We start from the raw sequence: 13315 nt of genomic DNA, 5'->3' as shown, positions 1-13315 counted from the left end.
AAGGTCACCGTCCATCCCGCAAGACCCTGTTCACAGACCGGACCGTTACCCGGCGGTAGCCAGCGCTCCCGCCCCGGCCGCCCCGTACGGCATGTCCCGGTAGAGCACGGCGCGCTCGACCGCGCTCCAGGTGGTGCTTGTGACCACGTAGAGCGCGGCGGCCAGCGGCACGAAGGCGACGGTGAACAGCGTCATGAACGACATGAACGGCATGACCTTGGTCATCGCGCCCATGCCGGGCATCTGCTGGGCGTCACCGGAGCCGGTCGCGCCGGTCGCGGGCGCGGCCATGGCCATCTGCTTCTTCGTACGCCGGAAGTTGAAGGTCGCGACGGCGGCCACGATCGCGAAGAGCACGAGATAGACGAGTCCGTGCGCCCCGAAGACCCCGCCGTCGGCGAGCGCGTCGGCCCAGCGTCCGCCGAGGGGCGCCTCGAACAGCTTGTGCCCGAGCAGCGCGTTGGCCTCGCCGCCGATGCTGGAGTTGGAGAACAGGTGGTAGAGCAGGAAGAACGCCGGAAGCTGGAACAGGCTTGGCAGGCACCCGGAGAGCGGCGAGACCTTCTCCGCGCGGTGCAGCTCAAGCACCGCCTTCTGCAGCTTCTCGGGGTTCTTGGCGTGCTTCTTGCGCAACTCGGCGATCTGCGGCGACAGCTTGGCGCGCGCCTTCTGGCCACGGGCCGAGGCCCGCGACAAGGGGTGGACGAGGAGGCGTACGCACGCGGTGAACAGGACGATGGCGGCGGCCATCGCGGAGGCGTGGAAGACGGGTTCGAGCAGGTCGGCGATGGAGCCGACCAGGTCGGCGAACAGGGACATGAAAGCGGAGAACAGACCGGACATGGAGAAACCCTCCGGGGTCTCGTCGTGCCGAGGAAAAGGCGGGAGAACGTGCTCTTTTCGGCGTGACGGCCCGCGAAGGGTCGAGGTATGTCGCTAGAGGTTTACCGGTGTCGTGTTCCGTGTTGCGTGTTCCGGTGTTCCCTACGCGGCCGTCATGACGAGACGGCCCGGTGCTCGGGGCCGCCTGCGCCCGGAGGCGTCGGGATCGCGCTGCGGCAGGAAGGCCGTGCGCTTCTCGCGGTCGCGGATGGCCGTACGCACCCGGGTGCGGGGCACGGCGGGAGCGCAACGCGCGGCGATCAGGGAGCAGACGGCGAGCGCGGAGCCCGCGGCGGCGGTCGCGGCGAGCGCGACGGCGGCGGTGATGCTGCTCGCGTCCAGGAGGACGACCTCGACGAGGAGGAAGAGGAGGAGGCCGGTGGGGCGGAGGGCGGCTTTCCAGCCGCGGATCGCGTCCTGCATCGCTTCCCGTCCCCCCTCTCCTTGAGTCGCCTTCAGATCCCTCGCCGATACGGCGTATCGCGTAGCGCCGCTTTATCGCGTACTGCCGTTATACAGGATCCGTCTCGACGGCCGTAAGGAGCCTTCGGGGCGCGAGCAGTGCCCGGCTGACCGGATCGGACGGGTCCGGATCGAGGCCGGGGCCGGGCACCATCTCGACGTCCTCGACGGGTACGAGGACCCCGCAGGCCGGACAGTCACCGGCGAGGCCGAGATCCGTACCGCACGTCGCATGCCGGAAGTACCGCAGCGGCTTGGTCTCCGAGAAGGTGTCGCGCCCCCAGGCGCCGAGCGCGAGCAGGGTCGGCCAGAGCGCGCGGCCCCGCCCCGTCACGACGTACTCGTGCCGCGACGGCGCCTGCGCGCACGGCCGCTTCTCCAGGACGCCGGCCGCGGTGAGCGACTGGAGGCGCGAGGCGAGGACCGCGCGGGGGATGCCGAGGTGGACGAGGAAGTCGTTGTAGCGCCGCACCCCGTAGAGCGCGTCACGGACGACGAGGAGCGTCCAGCGCTCCCCGACGACTTCGAGCGCGCGGGCGATGGAGCAGTCCTGCGCCGCGTAGTCCTTGCCGAGAGCCATGGGTCCACCTTAGCGACGTTCCGACTTCGAGGTTCAATGACTGAACTCCACCTGCTACGGTCATGGCGCGGGCCAGGTTCAATGACTGAACCTGCCCTCCACTTGGACCCTGATGCCCCCTGGAGGAGCAGGCCATGCCGCCACGGCCAGAACGCACCGCAGCCTCAGTGCCCTCGGAAGTCCCGGTGAGCTCGGAAGTCCCGGTGAGCTCGGAAGTCCCGGTGAGCTCGGGAGCCCCAGTGAGCTCGGAAGCCCCGGTGACCTCGACAGCCCCAATGCACTCGGAAGCCTCAGCGCCCTCCACAGCCCCAGAGACCTCGGCGCCGTCCACGGGAGCGGCCTCCGCCGTTCGCCCGCGCCCCGCGGCCACACTCGCGGTCACCAGCGCCGCCACCGCCGTGGCCCTGATGACGTACACCGCGCCGATGGTCACGCTCCCCGACACCGCCGCGTCCCTGCACACCCCGCTCTCCGCCCAGGCCTGGCTGCTCAACGGCACGCCGCTGGGCCTGGCCGCCCTGCTCCTGGTGGCGGGCAGCCTCGCCGACGACTACGGCCGGCGCCGGATCTTCCTCTCCGGGACAGTGGCGCTCGGCATCACCACGGCGCTTGGCGCGCTCGCGGGCTCGACATGGCTCTTCACCCTGACCCGCGTCGCCCAGGGCGCGGCGAGCGCGGCGATCCTGGCGGCCAGCCTCGGCCTGCTGGTGCACGCCTTCCCGGCGGGGCCGGGGCGGATCAGGGCGACCGGCGTCTGGGGAGCCTTCGTGAGTGGCGGCATCGCGGTGGGCCCGGTGCTCGCGGGCGCCATCGCCTCGCCGGCCGGCTGGCGTTGGTCGTACGTGGTGTTGGGGGCGGCGGCGCTGGTGGTGGCCGCCTTCGCCCCCCGCACACTGACGGAATCACGCGCTCCCCGCCCGGGCCGCCCGGACCTGGCGGGGGCGTTGACGCTGGGCCTCGCCCTGGTGGCCCTGGTGGCGGCGCTGACGCTGGGCAGGGACGGCTGGCTGCGTACGCCGGTGGCGGCCCTGCTCGTGGCGGCGGCAGCCCTGCTCGCGCTGTTCACGGCGGTGGAACACCGCTCCACCGCCCCCATGCTCGACCTGACCCTCCTCCGGCGGGCCCCGTTCCTGGCGTCGTCGGCGGGCGGCTTCTTCACGGGCTTCGCGGTGATCGCCCTCTTCAGCTATCTCCCGACGCTCCTCCAGCAGACGCTCCCCATGTCGGCGATGGCCACCGCGCTCCTGCTCATGATCTGGTCGGGCACGTCATTCCTGGTGGCCCTGCAGGCACGCCGCCTGGCGGGCAAGGTCTCACCCCGCCACCAACTGGCCCTGGGCTTCGCACTGCACGCGGCGGCGGTCCTGACGATGCTGCCCGCGGTGGACGCGGGCCCGTGGCCCCTGCTCCTCCCCGGCCTCCTCATCTCCGGCGCGGGCAGCGGCCTCCTGAACGCGGCGCTTCCCCTGTTGGCCGTCACCTCCGTCCCGGCCGACCGCGCGGCGATGGGCTCGGGCGCCAACAACACGGCGCGGTACATCGGTTCGGCGGCGGGCGTGGCGCTGATGATCGCGGTATCGACATCAGGGGGCTCGCTCGCCCATGGGGCGCAGGTGGCTCTGGTGGTGTCGGCGGTGCTGGGGGCGGTGGGGGCGGTGGTGGTACTGGCGCTGCGGGGGCGGGGGCGCCGGGGTGGGCGGGGGCGCTGATCCGGGGGGCTTCATCTGGGCCGCATGGACTGCAGCTTCCCCCACACGATGAGCCGGTACTTGGAGGTGTACTCGGGGGTGCAGGTGGTGAGGGTGATGTAGTACCCGGGAGAGCTGTACCCGTGCCCGGCCTTCACGAGGCTGCGGGGCACGGCGCGGATGACGCCGCTGTCACGGGCGGAGGTCTGGGCGAGCGTCTTGTCGACGACGTACGTGTAGATGGCCTTCTGAGTCTCGACAACAAGCTCGTCGCCGCCCCGCAGCCGATTGATGCGGCGAAAGGGCTCGCCATGGGTATTGCGGTGCCCGGCGAGCGCGAAGTTCCCGCCCTCGCCCGGCTGGGCGGTACGCGGATAATGCCCGACGTACCCCTTATTCAGCACGCCACTCTTGCTGACGCCTTCAGCGACGGGCACCCGTATTCCGATCCGCGGAATGCGGAGGACGGCGTAGGCCTGGTCCCAGTCGGGGGTGGGGGCGGGGGCGGTGACGGGTTGTTGCCGCCGGGTGGGTTCCTGACCGGAAGGTTCACCGGCGCCGGAGGCACGCGGCGCGGGACTGGCGTCGGGACCAGGCTCCTCGGCAGCGGCGCTCGGAGGACTGGAGGCAGAGGAGGAGCTCCCCCACTCCCGCTCAAGAGCCTGAACCTTGCGCTCGGCGCCTTCGCGGGCCTGCCGGTTGGTCCACCAGAGCTGATGGGCGACAAGGAGGAGCAGTACGACTCCGAGAGTGACGGCGGCCTCGGCCCCACCCCACAACCCCCGCACGAGGGGGCTCTTCCTCCCCCTTCGCCCCTGCACGACAACAGGAACCCGCTCCCGCACGGCCACCACCCCTCTCCCGGCCGCCCGCACGATAGGGCCAGCCCCGCCAACTAGCCATGCCGATGCACCCACACCCTCTCCGCATATCCGCACGACAACCCTGCTGTAACGCCCCCACTCGGCAGTACGGTGTCCCGTATGCGCCCCGACACGCCTGCCGACCACATCGCCGAAGCCGAGCGCCTGGAGCGGACTGCCGGCTTGTACCCCGAGGACACCGAGCACCTGCTGCTCCAGGCCGCGGCCCACCTGGAACTGGCGGGCGAACGCGACCGCGCGACGACGCTCTACGACCGCCTGCTGACCCCGGACGCCCCTCACCCGGCGTCGGCCCCGACCCTGATCCGGGCCCTGAAGGCCTCGAACCTCTGGGAGTACGGCCACGAGGCGGAGGCAAGGGCGATCATCGACGGCGTACGGGCGTCGGCCCCTCGCGATCCCGCCCCGTGGGTGATCGTGGCGGAGTCACTGGAGGCGCACGACGAGCTGACCCAAGCACAGGAAACCTTCACGCAGGCACTGGAACTCCTGCTCCCGCCCCCGCCGCCCGGCGGCTCCGGAGGCACCCCCTCCTACGAACAACGCCCGCTGCTGTTCGGCCGCCACAGGGTGCGCCGCTTGCTGGGAGCGAGCCACGACACGTGGGACGCGCTGGCGGACGAGGTCTCGACGTCCCCCGTCCCCCTGGACGAACTGCACGACCCGAAGCGAATCTGGTCCCTGGGCTCGGACAACCCCGAGGAACTCCGCGCGGAAATCTCCCGCATCCAGGCGGAGTTGGGCTCATACAGGGAGGCCCTGTCCCGCCCGTTCCCGGTGGCGGTCCTGCACTGGCCCGCAACAGAACTGGCAGAACTCCTGACGGCGTACCCAAGCCTGGCTTCGGAATACCCGTCCCACGAGGCCCACTTGTCGACCATAGAGGCATCGCTACGCGAACTCTCAGCCTCCGGCACCCCGAACCTGGGCATCGTGACGGGAACGGTCCCGTCGTACGAAGCTTTCGCAGCCTCGGAGGGCGCCCAGCCGACGGAGGTCTCCCTGCTCCCGCAGTACGCGACGACGCTGGCGGCGCGGGGGCGGGCAGTGGGGTGGCCGCCGGAGGCGGGGGCGGGGTGTTGGTGTGGGTCGGGAGACTCTTACCGAGAATGCCATGGGGCCACTGACTGACTCATGCCACCGACGGGGGTTGAGTCACAGGTTCTGGGACCTGTCGGCCCAGCGCGAGCGGTGCTGTTGCAGAAACTCTCGCCTTATACGGTGCCGGTCGCGCTGAACGAAGAGATCCCTCACGAAGGTGTGCTGAAATCCGTCGACAACCTTGAAGTCGTCCGTAATCAGTATGGCCCCGTTGTCGAATCGCACATGGCAATTGGGGCATAGGCAAAGGATGTTGGCCGCTACATCAGGCCCACAGTGCGGCTCGCCCAACGCCTGTATGTGAGCACCTTCGCTGTAGAGCGTGCCATCGGAGTCCACGATGACTGGCTCACGGCAGATCTGACAGAGGTTGCCGTAGAGGGACTTGACCTTGCGTGCGGCGCGAGTGTTCCTCACCCTGCGCTGCGCTGTGATGTACCGAGCTGCGGCTCGCTCGAGCTCGGTCATACCCTCGTCGATCTCGACCTCGACGCCGTCAGGTATGAGCTCACCCTCGTCTTTGACGAGTCGGAACTGCCACATCAAGTGGCCCTGCGCCGTGCGGGAGCTCCAGTGTTCCTCTACAAGGTAGAGGCCTGCGTACTCGTAGCCGCCCCGAGCTTTGCCGCTGCGGATATCCAACCCACGGACGAAGCGGATAGGCAGCCCTTCCCGCTCGTTCACTACCAATCCGGCGTTGCGCCCCGTCAGTTCTTGGTCCTGAGTGATGTGCCCGTTGCTGGGCGCTCCGCCCATGGCCGTGTAAATCACGACGTCCCCTTCGTCGCGATCGGCAGCGTACCCGCCGCTCGCGACGATCGAGTCAACGCCTTCTTCCGCTGTGCCCGAGATGCCTTGCCCTCGGAATCGGTGCACGTCCGCCGCATACAGATCGTCGTGGAGTTTGAACCAGTCCCCCACGGCAGCATTGGGTGGCGGACCGAAGTAGATGCGCTTGGAAGGGCTGTTCGACGGTCTCGGCATACGAGCATGCTGTCGAACGAACGCTCGCCGATCAACCCACTGCTTGATCTGATCTCTCTACCCACGGGCGCTGCCCTTAGCGCGGCCTCAGCAGGCGTCCACCGCTTCCGTCTCAAAATGCATCTGCGCCCGGTCGAGCACCTCTGCCGTATCCCGGCCGTGCGCACGAAGCCAGTTGAATAGGTCAGCCACCACCCTGACCATGGCCTCCTCCACGACACCAGGCGTCAGCCTGGTCTGCGCCTCAGCGCATGGAAACCGCACGGGGTCGTACAACGCAAGGATGGTCTCTGCCCGGGCTACTGACGGTCTCTCGACATGACCGTCAGGGCGATTCAGTCCAGCAGCCAGCTCACACCACGTGACCTTCAGATCCGACTGAAGAACCACACCCCAGCGGTCCGCAACAGCGTCGACTAGTGCCACGCCCCGCCCGGTTTCCGCGTCCGACCCTGGTGAAAGAAGGGTCGGCAGCACGCGCGTATCCGGGTCATGAATCTCGAGGCGCAGGTACTCCCCACTCATAGAGACCGCCAACGTGGCGGGAGTCCCCGGGCCGACGTGTGTGATCACGTTCGTGACGAGCTCGGTAACGCAGAGCTGCGCCGCATCGATCAGTCCAGGAAGACCCCACAGGTTCAGATGCAACCTCATGATGCGGCGAAGTGCCGCGACTTCCTCGGGCTCAGCTAGGAACGAGATCTCCCACGGCTTCCTCGTCATGCACTCATGAACGCTCACGCCTCAACCTCCCAGCCAGAGATCCACCCGAGTGACAACTGGCTGTCACGATCAATGGACCCACCGTAGCGATACATGCGAGCATGGCAGCGCCCATCCCACCGTGCAATGTGCACGAGGGGATTCCCTCCATAGAGTGATTGGCCTTTCCTAGGGCTTCCGGTGAGATGGAACCTTCGCTAGATGACAGGGAGTTGGAATGACCGGCTCGCCCACCGCCCGACGTCGCCGACTGGCGATCGAGCTCAAGAAGCTCCGCGAGGAGCACAACCTCACGTGCAACCAGGTGGGCAAGGAACTCGACTGGAGCGGGTCCAAGGTCAACCGCATGGAGACAGGCACCGGGCGCGTCCAACCGTCGGATGTCGAAGCGCTATGCCGCTATTACGAGACCACCCCTGAGCTGCGCGAGTTCCTCAAAGCCCTCGCCAAGGAATCGAAGCTCCGCGGGTGGTGGCATGCCCACGCAGCGGCGATCCCGTCTTGGTTCTCGGTCTATGTCGGGCTGGAGCAAGAGGCAGCCAGCCTGCGCCAGTACCAGTGCGAGTTCACCCCGGGGCTGCTACAGACAGCCGCCTACGCCACGGAACTGCACCGTGCCACCGGCCACATCAGTGACGAGCAGTTGGAACGTGCCATCCAGGTACGCATGGAGCGGAAGCAGATTCTCACCCGAGAGAATCCGACGGAACTCTGGGCGGTCATCCACGAGACGGTCCTACGTCATGTTGTCGGTGACCGTGACGTCATGAAGCTCCAGCTCGAACATATGCTGGCCCTAGGGAAGTTGCCGAACGTAACCCTTCAGGTCCTGCCCTTCGACGCGGGTACATACCCCGCGACGGGCGCGTACACCATCCTCGGGTTCCCTCAGCGGGGAGACCCAGATGTGGTGTACCGGGACGGGATCACTGATGCGGTGTACCTGGAAGCTCCCTCGGATGTGGACCAGTACACGAAGGCCTTCGACGCCCTTCGGGCCTCTGCTTCGAGCCCGGCCCGCTCCGCCTTGTTGATTGAGAAGGTGCTTGAGGAGTACTCCAGATGACCCCAACTACAGGTTCCGGCAGCTCTTTGACCGTTCAGTGGCGCAAGAGCAGTTACAGCAACGGCTCCGGGGGTGAGTGCGTGGAGGTGGCTGCTGTTGAACAGGCAGTCCTTGTGCGCGATTCGAAGCGACCTGGCGGTCCCCTGATCGCCCTTCAGCCACGCGCCTGGAGCGCATTCCTCGCTGACATGGAGTAAGTCCCGCCGCACTGAGGGGGCTTGGAAGGGGGGTGGCGGGCGCCCCGCCGTTCCCCGTGGGGCCGAAGCTCAGACCCTCCGGGGTAGGGGCAGGGAGCCCGCCGGTCTGCGCAAGCGCAGTGTTCAGTAGCCGGGCCTAGTCGTAGAAGACGACCCCGCCGCCGCCCTCGGCGTCCGTCGTCGACACCATGAACTCCGCCTTGTTGTTGGCACCGTCGACGTAGTCACCGATGTTGTTGAAGGTGAGGCAGCCGCCCGAGGTGGACCTTGACGCCACCTTCCTCGAATTGCTGGAGTCGTGCTCCCACAGGGCGACCGTCTCCTTGAACTGCGTCCTGTCGACGCACGCCTTGAAGCTGCCGCCGGTGGAGTGGGAGTAGCCGGTGAACCACAAGTGCTGGTCTGTGTCGCGGTACTTGAACGTGCTGCTGCCTACGTGGTTCCACCCTGCCGGGGCGGCCGAGGCGTTCGCGGCGCCCGAACCGGCGGCAACCATGACGGAGGCGCAGAACGCCACCCCTACAGCCTTGAGCTTCTTCACTTCAGTCCCTACCTGTGTTGCTCGTGTTCCCTGGATCAGGGTGCCGCCCGGGCAGCCAAAGCCCCCGCGGCCCCACCACTCCCCTTACCCGACTTGCCCGACTCACTCATCCCAATCAATCCGATCTGCGGAGCTGGGCGTGGTGGTGGGGGTGGTCGGGGGCGAGTCAGGTGGGGTGGTTCTCCAAACAGAAGAGGGCCCGCTTATGGCGGGCCCCCATCCGTGGTTACTTGTGAACTACTCGCCGTGGCCTGCGCTGTGACCTGCGCCGTGACCGGCGACCTTGGTGATCCCGGCCGGGCCGCCGAGGTTCTCGAAGGCGAAGCCGCCCATCCAGCCCCTGTCGTGCCCGTGTCCGCCGTGGCCGCCTGCGCCGTATCCGGCGCCCTCGGTGATCCCGGCCGGGCCGCCGAGGTTCTCGAAGGCGAAGCCGCCGCCCTGCCAGCCCCTGTCGTCGTCGGCGAGGGCGGTGCCGCTGGCGCCCAGCACTGCAGCGGCAGCGAGGGCTGTGGCAGCCAAGGCTGTACGAATACGCATGGGATCCCTTTCAGGTACGTGATCATGGGGGTGTGTCCAGGTCCTGCCCTCTTCCCCGACCGCACAGAACCTGCCCCGCCGCAATTCACCCGGACAGCCGCGCCCTCGGAACCGGACAGCCGCGCCCTCGGAACCGGAAACCGACACACCCGGGTCCCGGGTATCGGGCACCGGCACCCCGACTGCCGGGACGGGCCTACCCGACCCCCTACTCGACCCGCTCATCCCAATCAATCCGGTGCTCGAACTGCCAAGCCCCCCAGACCGCTCCCCCGCCCCCGCCCACCTTCGTCGCCACCGGCAGCAGCGCGTCACGGAGGGCTCGGCTGAAGGGGCCCGCCGGCTTCGGGGCGGCTGTGCGGGCCGCTGCCGATGTGGCCGTAGGAGTCGCCGTCGTGTGTTTCAGGATGCGGTCCACCCGGGGGCGGCGCAGCGACTCGTACGCCTTGAATGCCTTGCCGTGGGGCAAGTCCCGCAAGCAGCGGGCCAGTTCGACCGCACCCTCCGAGGCCAGCGACACGCCTTGGCCCGACGTGGGGGACATCGCGTGGGCGGCGTCTCCGATCAGGATCATGCGGCCCCTGCTCCAGGTGTGGACGGGAGGCATCGTTTCCGTGGGGCCCGTGGTCACCAGGTCCTCCGGGGCCGTGTCCGCCAGGAGGTCCGGTGCCGGAGTGCGGTCGTCCGTGAACGCCTCCCCCAGCCGCTTCAGCCACTCCCCCGCGCCGACCGCCTGAACCTCCGCCTGCGTCATCGGCTCGCGGTGCGGCAGGTTCGCGAACCAGGCCGCCGAACCGTCGTCGAAGATCTGGTAGCCGAAGTACGCCCGCTTGCCGTAGCACATGTACAACACCCCCTCCGTAGAAGGGAGTTCCGTCTTCTGTACGCGTGCCGTGAACGTGAGCATTCCGGCGTAATGCGGCTTCGGCGCCGATGGGTCGATCAATGAACGCACCGTCGAGCGCAAGCCGTCCGCGCCGATCAGGATGTCCGCCTTCGCCAGTGAGCCGTCCGAGAAGCGAGCCGTCACGCCCGCGCCCGTGTCCGTCGCGTCCAGCAGGCGCTTGCCCCGGTGGATGGGGATCTCGCGGCGTTCCGCCTCCGCCGTGATCGCCTCGTGCAGCTCCGTGCGCCAGACGAAGCGGGTCGTGGGGAGGTCGGCGGGCGGGGCCAGTTGGGCCAGGTGCCGGCCCGTCCAGCTGCGCAGGCCCAGCGCGGTCACCGGGGTGCCGATGGCGCTCACCGTCTCCGCCGCGTCGATCGCCTCCAGCGCCTGCTGGCCGTTCGGGGCGATCGTCATGCCGCCGCCGAGGCGACTGCCGCCCCGGTCACTCGGCCTGGAGTCGTACGCCTCGTACACCCTCGCCTCGATGCCCGCCTTGTGCAGTGCCATCGCCACCACCATGCCTGCGATGCCACCCCCGATGACCAGGGCGGTTCGGGTGCTGGAGGCAGGGGTTCGCGCGGTCATCTCTACTATCGGTCCCTCGTCGGCTGCGCCTTCGAGTACGCCGCGGATGCGCAGCGCACACCCTCACCAACCTACGTGGCGCAGACCCCCTCGCCGCAAGGCTTTCCTGCCGCGTTAGCCTCGGGCCGAACGCGCATTGAGTACGTATTGAGGACGTATCGGCTTCACGCCGTGGAAGCGAGGCAGGCATGGCGAAGGTACCGGCAGCGGCAATTGCCGCCAGTGGGCTCGTCGGGGGGTTCGCCGTCGCTCGGTGGACCAAGAAGCGGCCCCTCGGCGGTGTCGTCCTCGCTGCCGCGGGGGCCGCCGCCGCTCAGCAGTGGCGGCAGAGCGCGGGCGCGAAGACCGCCGTCGCACTCAGCGCCACGTACGTCGCCGCCTTCGCCGGGTCGCATCCGCTCGCCAAGAAGGTCGGGGCCTGGCCCGCGGTCTTCGGGGTCGCGGGTGGCGTGGGGCTGGCCTCGTGGGTGCTCGCCGATCGCCGGGGGTGATCCGCTGGGGGATCCGGGGGGGGTGATCCGCCGCGCGATCGGGGGGGGATCCGCCGCCGGATACGGCCGCTCAGGCCTCGCTGTCCCTGAACAGGCGCGCGAAGCCCGCCACCGCGAGCACCCCCGCCCCCATCACCAGCACGAAGAACCCCCACGCCAGCGGCCACACCGCCGCGTCCGGCTCCGGGTGGTTGTCGAAGGAGACGTACATCAGCGTCGCCGGCGGGGCCGCCACAAGGAGCAGCGCCCAGCCCAGGCGGTCACGGAAGCCGAAGTAGGCCGCCAGGGACAGCATCGAGACGGCCAGGATCGTGATTCCCAGGGCCGTCACCGGTGACGTCTCGTTGATCGCGCCCGGTGTCTCGGGGCGGTTGCGCAGGTCCCAGGGCAGGCACAGGAGGTACGCCGCTGCCGCGAGGCCCGCTCCGACGGCGCGCGTCACCCAGCGCCGCAGGGAAGGGCTCCCGGGCAGGGACTCCAGCAGGTTCCGCGCGTTTATGGGGCTCAGTTCGTGGCGCGGGCTCATGCGTCGGCCCATGTGGCGCGGGCTCATGCGTCGGCCTATATGGCGCGGGCTCATGCGCCCGCTCATGTTCATCGACTTTGCCGTCATGCGTACGAGCCTGCCGACCTCGCCTCGGGGTGCGACAGAGTACGCGTACTCAGAAGCGAGCCTCCTCAGACTCAGCCTCGTCAGACCGCGCCCCTCGTCCCCCTGAACGTCATCCGGTACGCCCCCGGCGACACCCCGAGCCCCGCCTGGAAGTGCTGCCTCAGCGACGCTCCGGTGCCGAAGCCCGCCTCCGCCGCGATGCGGTCGACCGTGCGGTCCGTCTCCTCCAGGAGTTCGCGGGCCCGGTCCACGCGGCGCTGGGTCAGCCACTGCATCGGCGTCAGGCCCGTCTCCTCGCGGAAGCGGCGGCTGAAGGTGCGGATACTCATGGACTCCCGCGCGGCCATCTCGGCCAGCGTCAGGGGTTCGGACAGGCGCGTCTGGGCCCACTCCCTGGCCCGGCCCGTCGACGTGAGGCGGGGCTCCGCCACCGGGCGTCGGATGTACTGGGCCTGGCCGCCCTCGCGGTGCGGGGGTACGACGGTGCGGCGGGCCACGTCGGCCGCCACCGCCGCGCCCTGGTCGCGGCGGATCATGTGCAGGCAGAGGTCGATGCCCGCCGCCTCGCCCGCGGAGGTGAGGACCGCGCCCTCGTCCACGTACAGGACGTCCGGGTCGACCGTCACGGCCGGGAACGTGCGGGCGAAGAGGTCCGCCGAGAGCCAGTGCGTCGTCGCCCTGCGGCCGTCCAGGAAGCCCGCTGCCGCGAGGACGAAGGCGCCAGTGCAGATGGAGGCGATGCGGGCGCCGGCGCCCGTGGCGGACTCGAGCGTTCTCGCCAGGGCGGGCGGGAGCTCGCCCGGCCTCAGCGACTCGTCCTGCTCGTGCGACGCCGGGATGATGACCGTGTCCGCGGCCGCCACCGCCTCGGGGCCGTGCTCGGCGTATACGGGGAAGTCCGCGTCCGTGCGGATCCTGCCGGGGGTGAGTGCGCAGGTGCGGAGGTCGTAGAGGGGCTCGCCCGTGGTGGGCGTACGCGCGTTGCCGAACAGCTGGTGGACCAGGCCCAGCTCCATGGGGAGTACGCCGTCGCGGATCAGGACCGCGACGCTGTGGGACTTGGCCACCGTGCTTTTCCTTTCCCCGATCCGAATC

Annotated in this window: 16 protein-coding genes; 5 read left to right on the top strand and 11 right to left on the bottom strand. The window is 69.2% G+C overall.

Going from position 1 to position 13315, the window contains the following annotated elements:
* Window positions 1–45: 45 nt before the first annotated feature.
* The 3 genes from ABD378_RS25165 to ABD378_RS25155 all read right to left on the bottom strand — a co-directional run bounded on the left by ABD378_RS25165 (window position 46) and on the right by ABD378_RS25155 (window position 1924).
* A complete protein-coding gene (locus ABD378_RS25165) occupies window positions 46–843 on the bottom strand; it encodes a YidC/Oxa1 family membrane protein insertase (protein WP_344524013.1) in 798 nt (265 codons plus the stop codon).
* A gap of 141 nt (window positions 844–984) precedes the next feature.
* Window positions 985–1305 carry a DUF6412 domain-containing protein gene (locus ABD378_RS25160; protein ID WP_344524011.1) on the bottom strand — a complete coding sequence of 107 codons (321 nt, stop codon included), beginning with the start codon at window positions 1303–1305 and terminating at the stop codon, window positions 985–987.
* Window positions 1306–1393: 88 nt separating this feature from the next.
* The gene (locus tag ABD378_RS25155; RefSeq protein ID WP_344524009.1) at window positions 1394–1924 is read right to left on the bottom strand and encodes a winged helix-turn-helix transcriptional regulator; all 531 of its coding nucleotides are present in this window, start codon (window positions 1922–1924) and stop codon (window positions 1394–1396) included.
* Between the two features lie 275 nt (window positions 1925–2199).
* Here ABD378_RS25155 and ABD378_RS25150 point away from each other — a divergent pair, with 275 nt between their 5' ends.
* The gene (locus tag ABD378_RS25150; protein ID WP_344524007.1) at window positions 2200–3633 is read left to right on the top strand and encodes an MFS transporter; all 1434 of its coding nucleotides are present in this window, start codon (window positions 2200–2202) and stop codon (window positions 3631–3633) included.
* 11 nt (window positions 3634–3644) lie between these two features.
* Here ABD378_RS25150 and ABD378_RS25145 read toward each other — a convergent pair whose 3' ends face one another.
* Window positions 3645–4400 carry a class E sortase gene (locus ABD378_RS25145; RefSeq protein WP_344524005.1) on the bottom strand — a complete coding sequence of 252 codons (756 nt, stop codon included), beginning with the start codon at window positions 4398–4400 and terminating at the stop codon, window positions 3645–3647.
* A 195-nt stretch (window positions 4401–4595) separates the two neighbouring features.
* On the opposite strand from ABD378_RS25145, the gene ABD378_RS25140 reads away from it, so the two are divergent.
* A complete protein-coding gene (locus ABD378_RS25140) occupies window positions 4596–5627 on the top strand; it encodes an SEC-C metal-binding domain-containing protein (RefSeq protein WP_344524003.1) in 1032 nt (343 codons plus the stop codon).
* A gap of 24 nt (window positions 5628–5651) precedes the next feature.
* On the opposite strand, the gene ABD378_RS25135 is transcribed toward ABD378_RS25140, so the two are convergent.
* Both ABD378_RS25135 and ABD378_RS25130 read right to left on the bottom strand, forming a co-directional pair.
* Entirely contained in the window at window positions 5652–6581 is a 930-nt protein-coding gene (locus ABD378_RS25135) for a YDG/SRA domain-containing protein (protein WP_344524001.1), read from the bottom strand.
* A gap of 87 nt (window positions 6582–6668) precedes the next feature.
* Window positions 6669–7304, bottom strand: coding sequence for an ATP-binding protein (locus ABD378_RS25130; RefSeq protein ID WP_344524065.1), 636 nt, complete (start codon window positions 7302–7304; stop codon window positions 6669–6671).
* A 217-nt stretch (window positions 7305–7521) separates the two neighbouring features.
* On the opposite strand from ABD378_RS25130, the gene ABD378_RS25125 reads away from it, so the two are divergent.
* Both ABD378_RS25125 and ABD378_RS25120 read left to right on the top strand, forming a co-directional pair.
* The gene (locus tag ABD378_RS25125; protein ID WP_344523999.1) at window positions 7522–8370 is read left to right on the top strand and encodes a helix-turn-helix domain-containing protein; all 849 of its coding nucleotides are present in this window, start codon (window positions 7522–7524) and stop codon (window positions 8368–8370) included.
* A complete protein-coding gene (locus ABD378_RS25120; RefSeq protein WP_344523997.1) occupies window positions 8367–8567 on the top strand; it encodes a DUF397 domain-containing protein in 201 nt (66 codons plus the stop codon). The genes ABD378_RS25125 and ABD378_RS25120 overlap by 4 nt, the downstream gene beginning before the upstream one ends.
* Before the next feature lie 136 nt (window positions 8568–8703).
* Here the strand turns inward: ABD378_RS25120 and ABD378_RS25115 are convergent, their stop codons facing one another.
* The 3 genes from ABD378_RS25115 to ABD378_RS25105 form a co-directional block, all read right to left on the bottom strand.
* Window positions 8704–9108, bottom strand: a complete 405-nt coding sequence (locus tag ABD378_RS25115) for a hypothetical protein (RefSeq protein WP_344523995.1) — start codon at window positions 9106–9108, stop codon at window positions 8704–8706.
* 237 nt (window positions 9109–9345) lie between these two features.
* Window positions 9346–9645: a hypothetical protein gene (locus ABD378_RS25110; protein ID WP_344523993.1), complete on the bottom strand. Its 300-nt coding sequence runs from the start codon at window positions 9643–9645 to the stop codon at window positions 9346–9348.
* Between the two features lie 208 nt (window positions 9646–9853).
* The gene (locus ABD378_RS25105; RefSeq protein ID WP_344523991.1) at window positions 9854–11116 is read right to left on the bottom strand and encodes an FAD-dependent oxidoreductase; all 1263 of its coding nucleotides are present in this window, start codon (window positions 11114–11116) and stop codon (window positions 9854–9856) included.
* 188 nt (window positions 11117–11304) lie between these two features.
* On the opposite strand from ABD378_RS25105, the gene ABD378_RS25100 reads away from it, so the two are divergent.
* Window positions 11305–11607 (top strand): hypothetical protein, encoded by a 303-nt coding sequence (locus tag ABD378_RS25100; protein WP_344523989.1) that lies wholly within the window; start codon window positions 11305–11307, stop codon window positions 11605–11607.
* A gap of 70 nt (window positions 11608–11677) precedes the next feature.
* On the opposite strand, the gene ABD378_RS25095 is transcribed toward ABD378_RS25100, so the two are convergent.
* Together ABD378_RS25095 and ABD378_RS25090 are read right to left on the bottom strand one after the other, a co-directional pair.
* Window positions 11678–12220, bottom strand: coding sequence for a hypothetical protein (locus ABD378_RS25095; protein WP_344523987.1), 543 nt, complete (start codon window positions 12218–12220; stop codon window positions 11678–11680).
* An 80-nt stretch (window positions 12221–12300) separates the two neighbouring features.
* Window positions 12301–13287, bottom strand: coding sequence for a GlxA family transcriptional regulator (locus ABD378_RS25090; RefSeq protein WP_344523985.1), 987 nt, complete (start codon window positions 13285–13287; stop codon window positions 12301–12303).
* Window positions 13288–13315: the final 28 nt, after the last annotated feature.

This window comes from Streptomyces rectiviolaceus, from assembly GCF_039533825.1.
Classification (GTDB): domain Bacteria; phylum Actinomycetota; class Actinomycetes; order Streptomycetales; family Streptomycetaceae; genus Streptomyces; species Streptomyces rectiviolaceus.
This window is presented reverse-complemented; position numbering and strand designations above follow the sequence as displayed.

Excerpts from the sequence above, each read along its gene's own strand:
- ABD378_RS25150 (WP_344524007.1), top strand. The coding sequence starts at position 2,200 with ATGCACTCGGAAGCCTCAGCGCCCTCCACAGCCCCAGAGACCTCGGCG.
- ABD378_RS25160 (WP_344524011.1), bottom strand. The coding sequence starts at position 1,305 with ATGCAGGACGCGATCCGCGGCTGGAAAGCCGCCCTCCGCCCCACCGGC.
- ABD378_RS25165 (WP_344524013.1), bottom strand. The coding sequence starts at position 843 with ATGTCCGGTCTGTTCTCCGCTTTCATGTCCCTGTTCGCCGACCTGGTC.
- ABD378_RS25135 (WP_344524001.1), bottom strand. The coding sequence starts at position 6,581 with ATGCCGAGACCGTCGAACAGCCCTTCCAAGCGCATCTACTTCGGTCCG.
- ABD378_RS25105 (WP_344523991.1), bottom strand. The coding sequence starts at position 11,116 with ATGACCGCGCGAACCCCTGCCTCCAGCACCCGAACCGCCCTGGTCATC.
- ABD378_RS25130 (WP_344524065.1), bottom strand. The coding sequence starts at position 7,304 with ATGACGAGGAAGCCGTGGGAGATCTCGTTCCTAGCTGAGCCCGAGGAA.
- ABD378_RS25125 (WP_344523999.1), top strand. The coding sequence starts at position 7,522 with ATGACCGGCTCGCCCACCGCCCGACGTCGCCGACTGGCGATCGAGCTC.
- ABD378_RS25095 (WP_344523987.1), bottom strand. The coding sequence starts at position 12,220 with ATGACGGCAAAGTCGATGAACATGAGCGGGCGCATGAGCCCGCGCCAT.
- ABD378_RS25155 (WP_344524009.1), bottom strand. The coding sequence starts at position 1,924 with ATGGCTCTCGGCAAGGACTACGCGGCGCAGGACTGCTCCATCGCCCGC.
- ABD378_RS25140 (WP_344524003.1), top strand. The coding sequence starts at position 4,596 with ATGCGCCCCGACACGCCTGCCGACCACATCGCCGAAGCCGAGCGCCTG.
- ABD378_RS25110 (WP_344523993.1), bottom strand. The coding sequence starts at position 9,645 with ATGCGTATTCGTACAGCCTTGGCTGCCACAGCCCTCGCTGCCGCTGCA.
- ABD378_RS25120 (WP_344523997.1), top strand. The coding sequence starts at position 8,367 with ATGACCCCAACTACAGGTTCCGGCAGCTCTTTGACCGTTCAGTGGCGC.
- ABD378_RS25100 (WP_344523989.1), top strand. The coding sequence starts at position 11,305 with ATGGCGAAGGTACCGGCAGCGGCAATTGCCGCCAGTGGGCTCGTCGGG.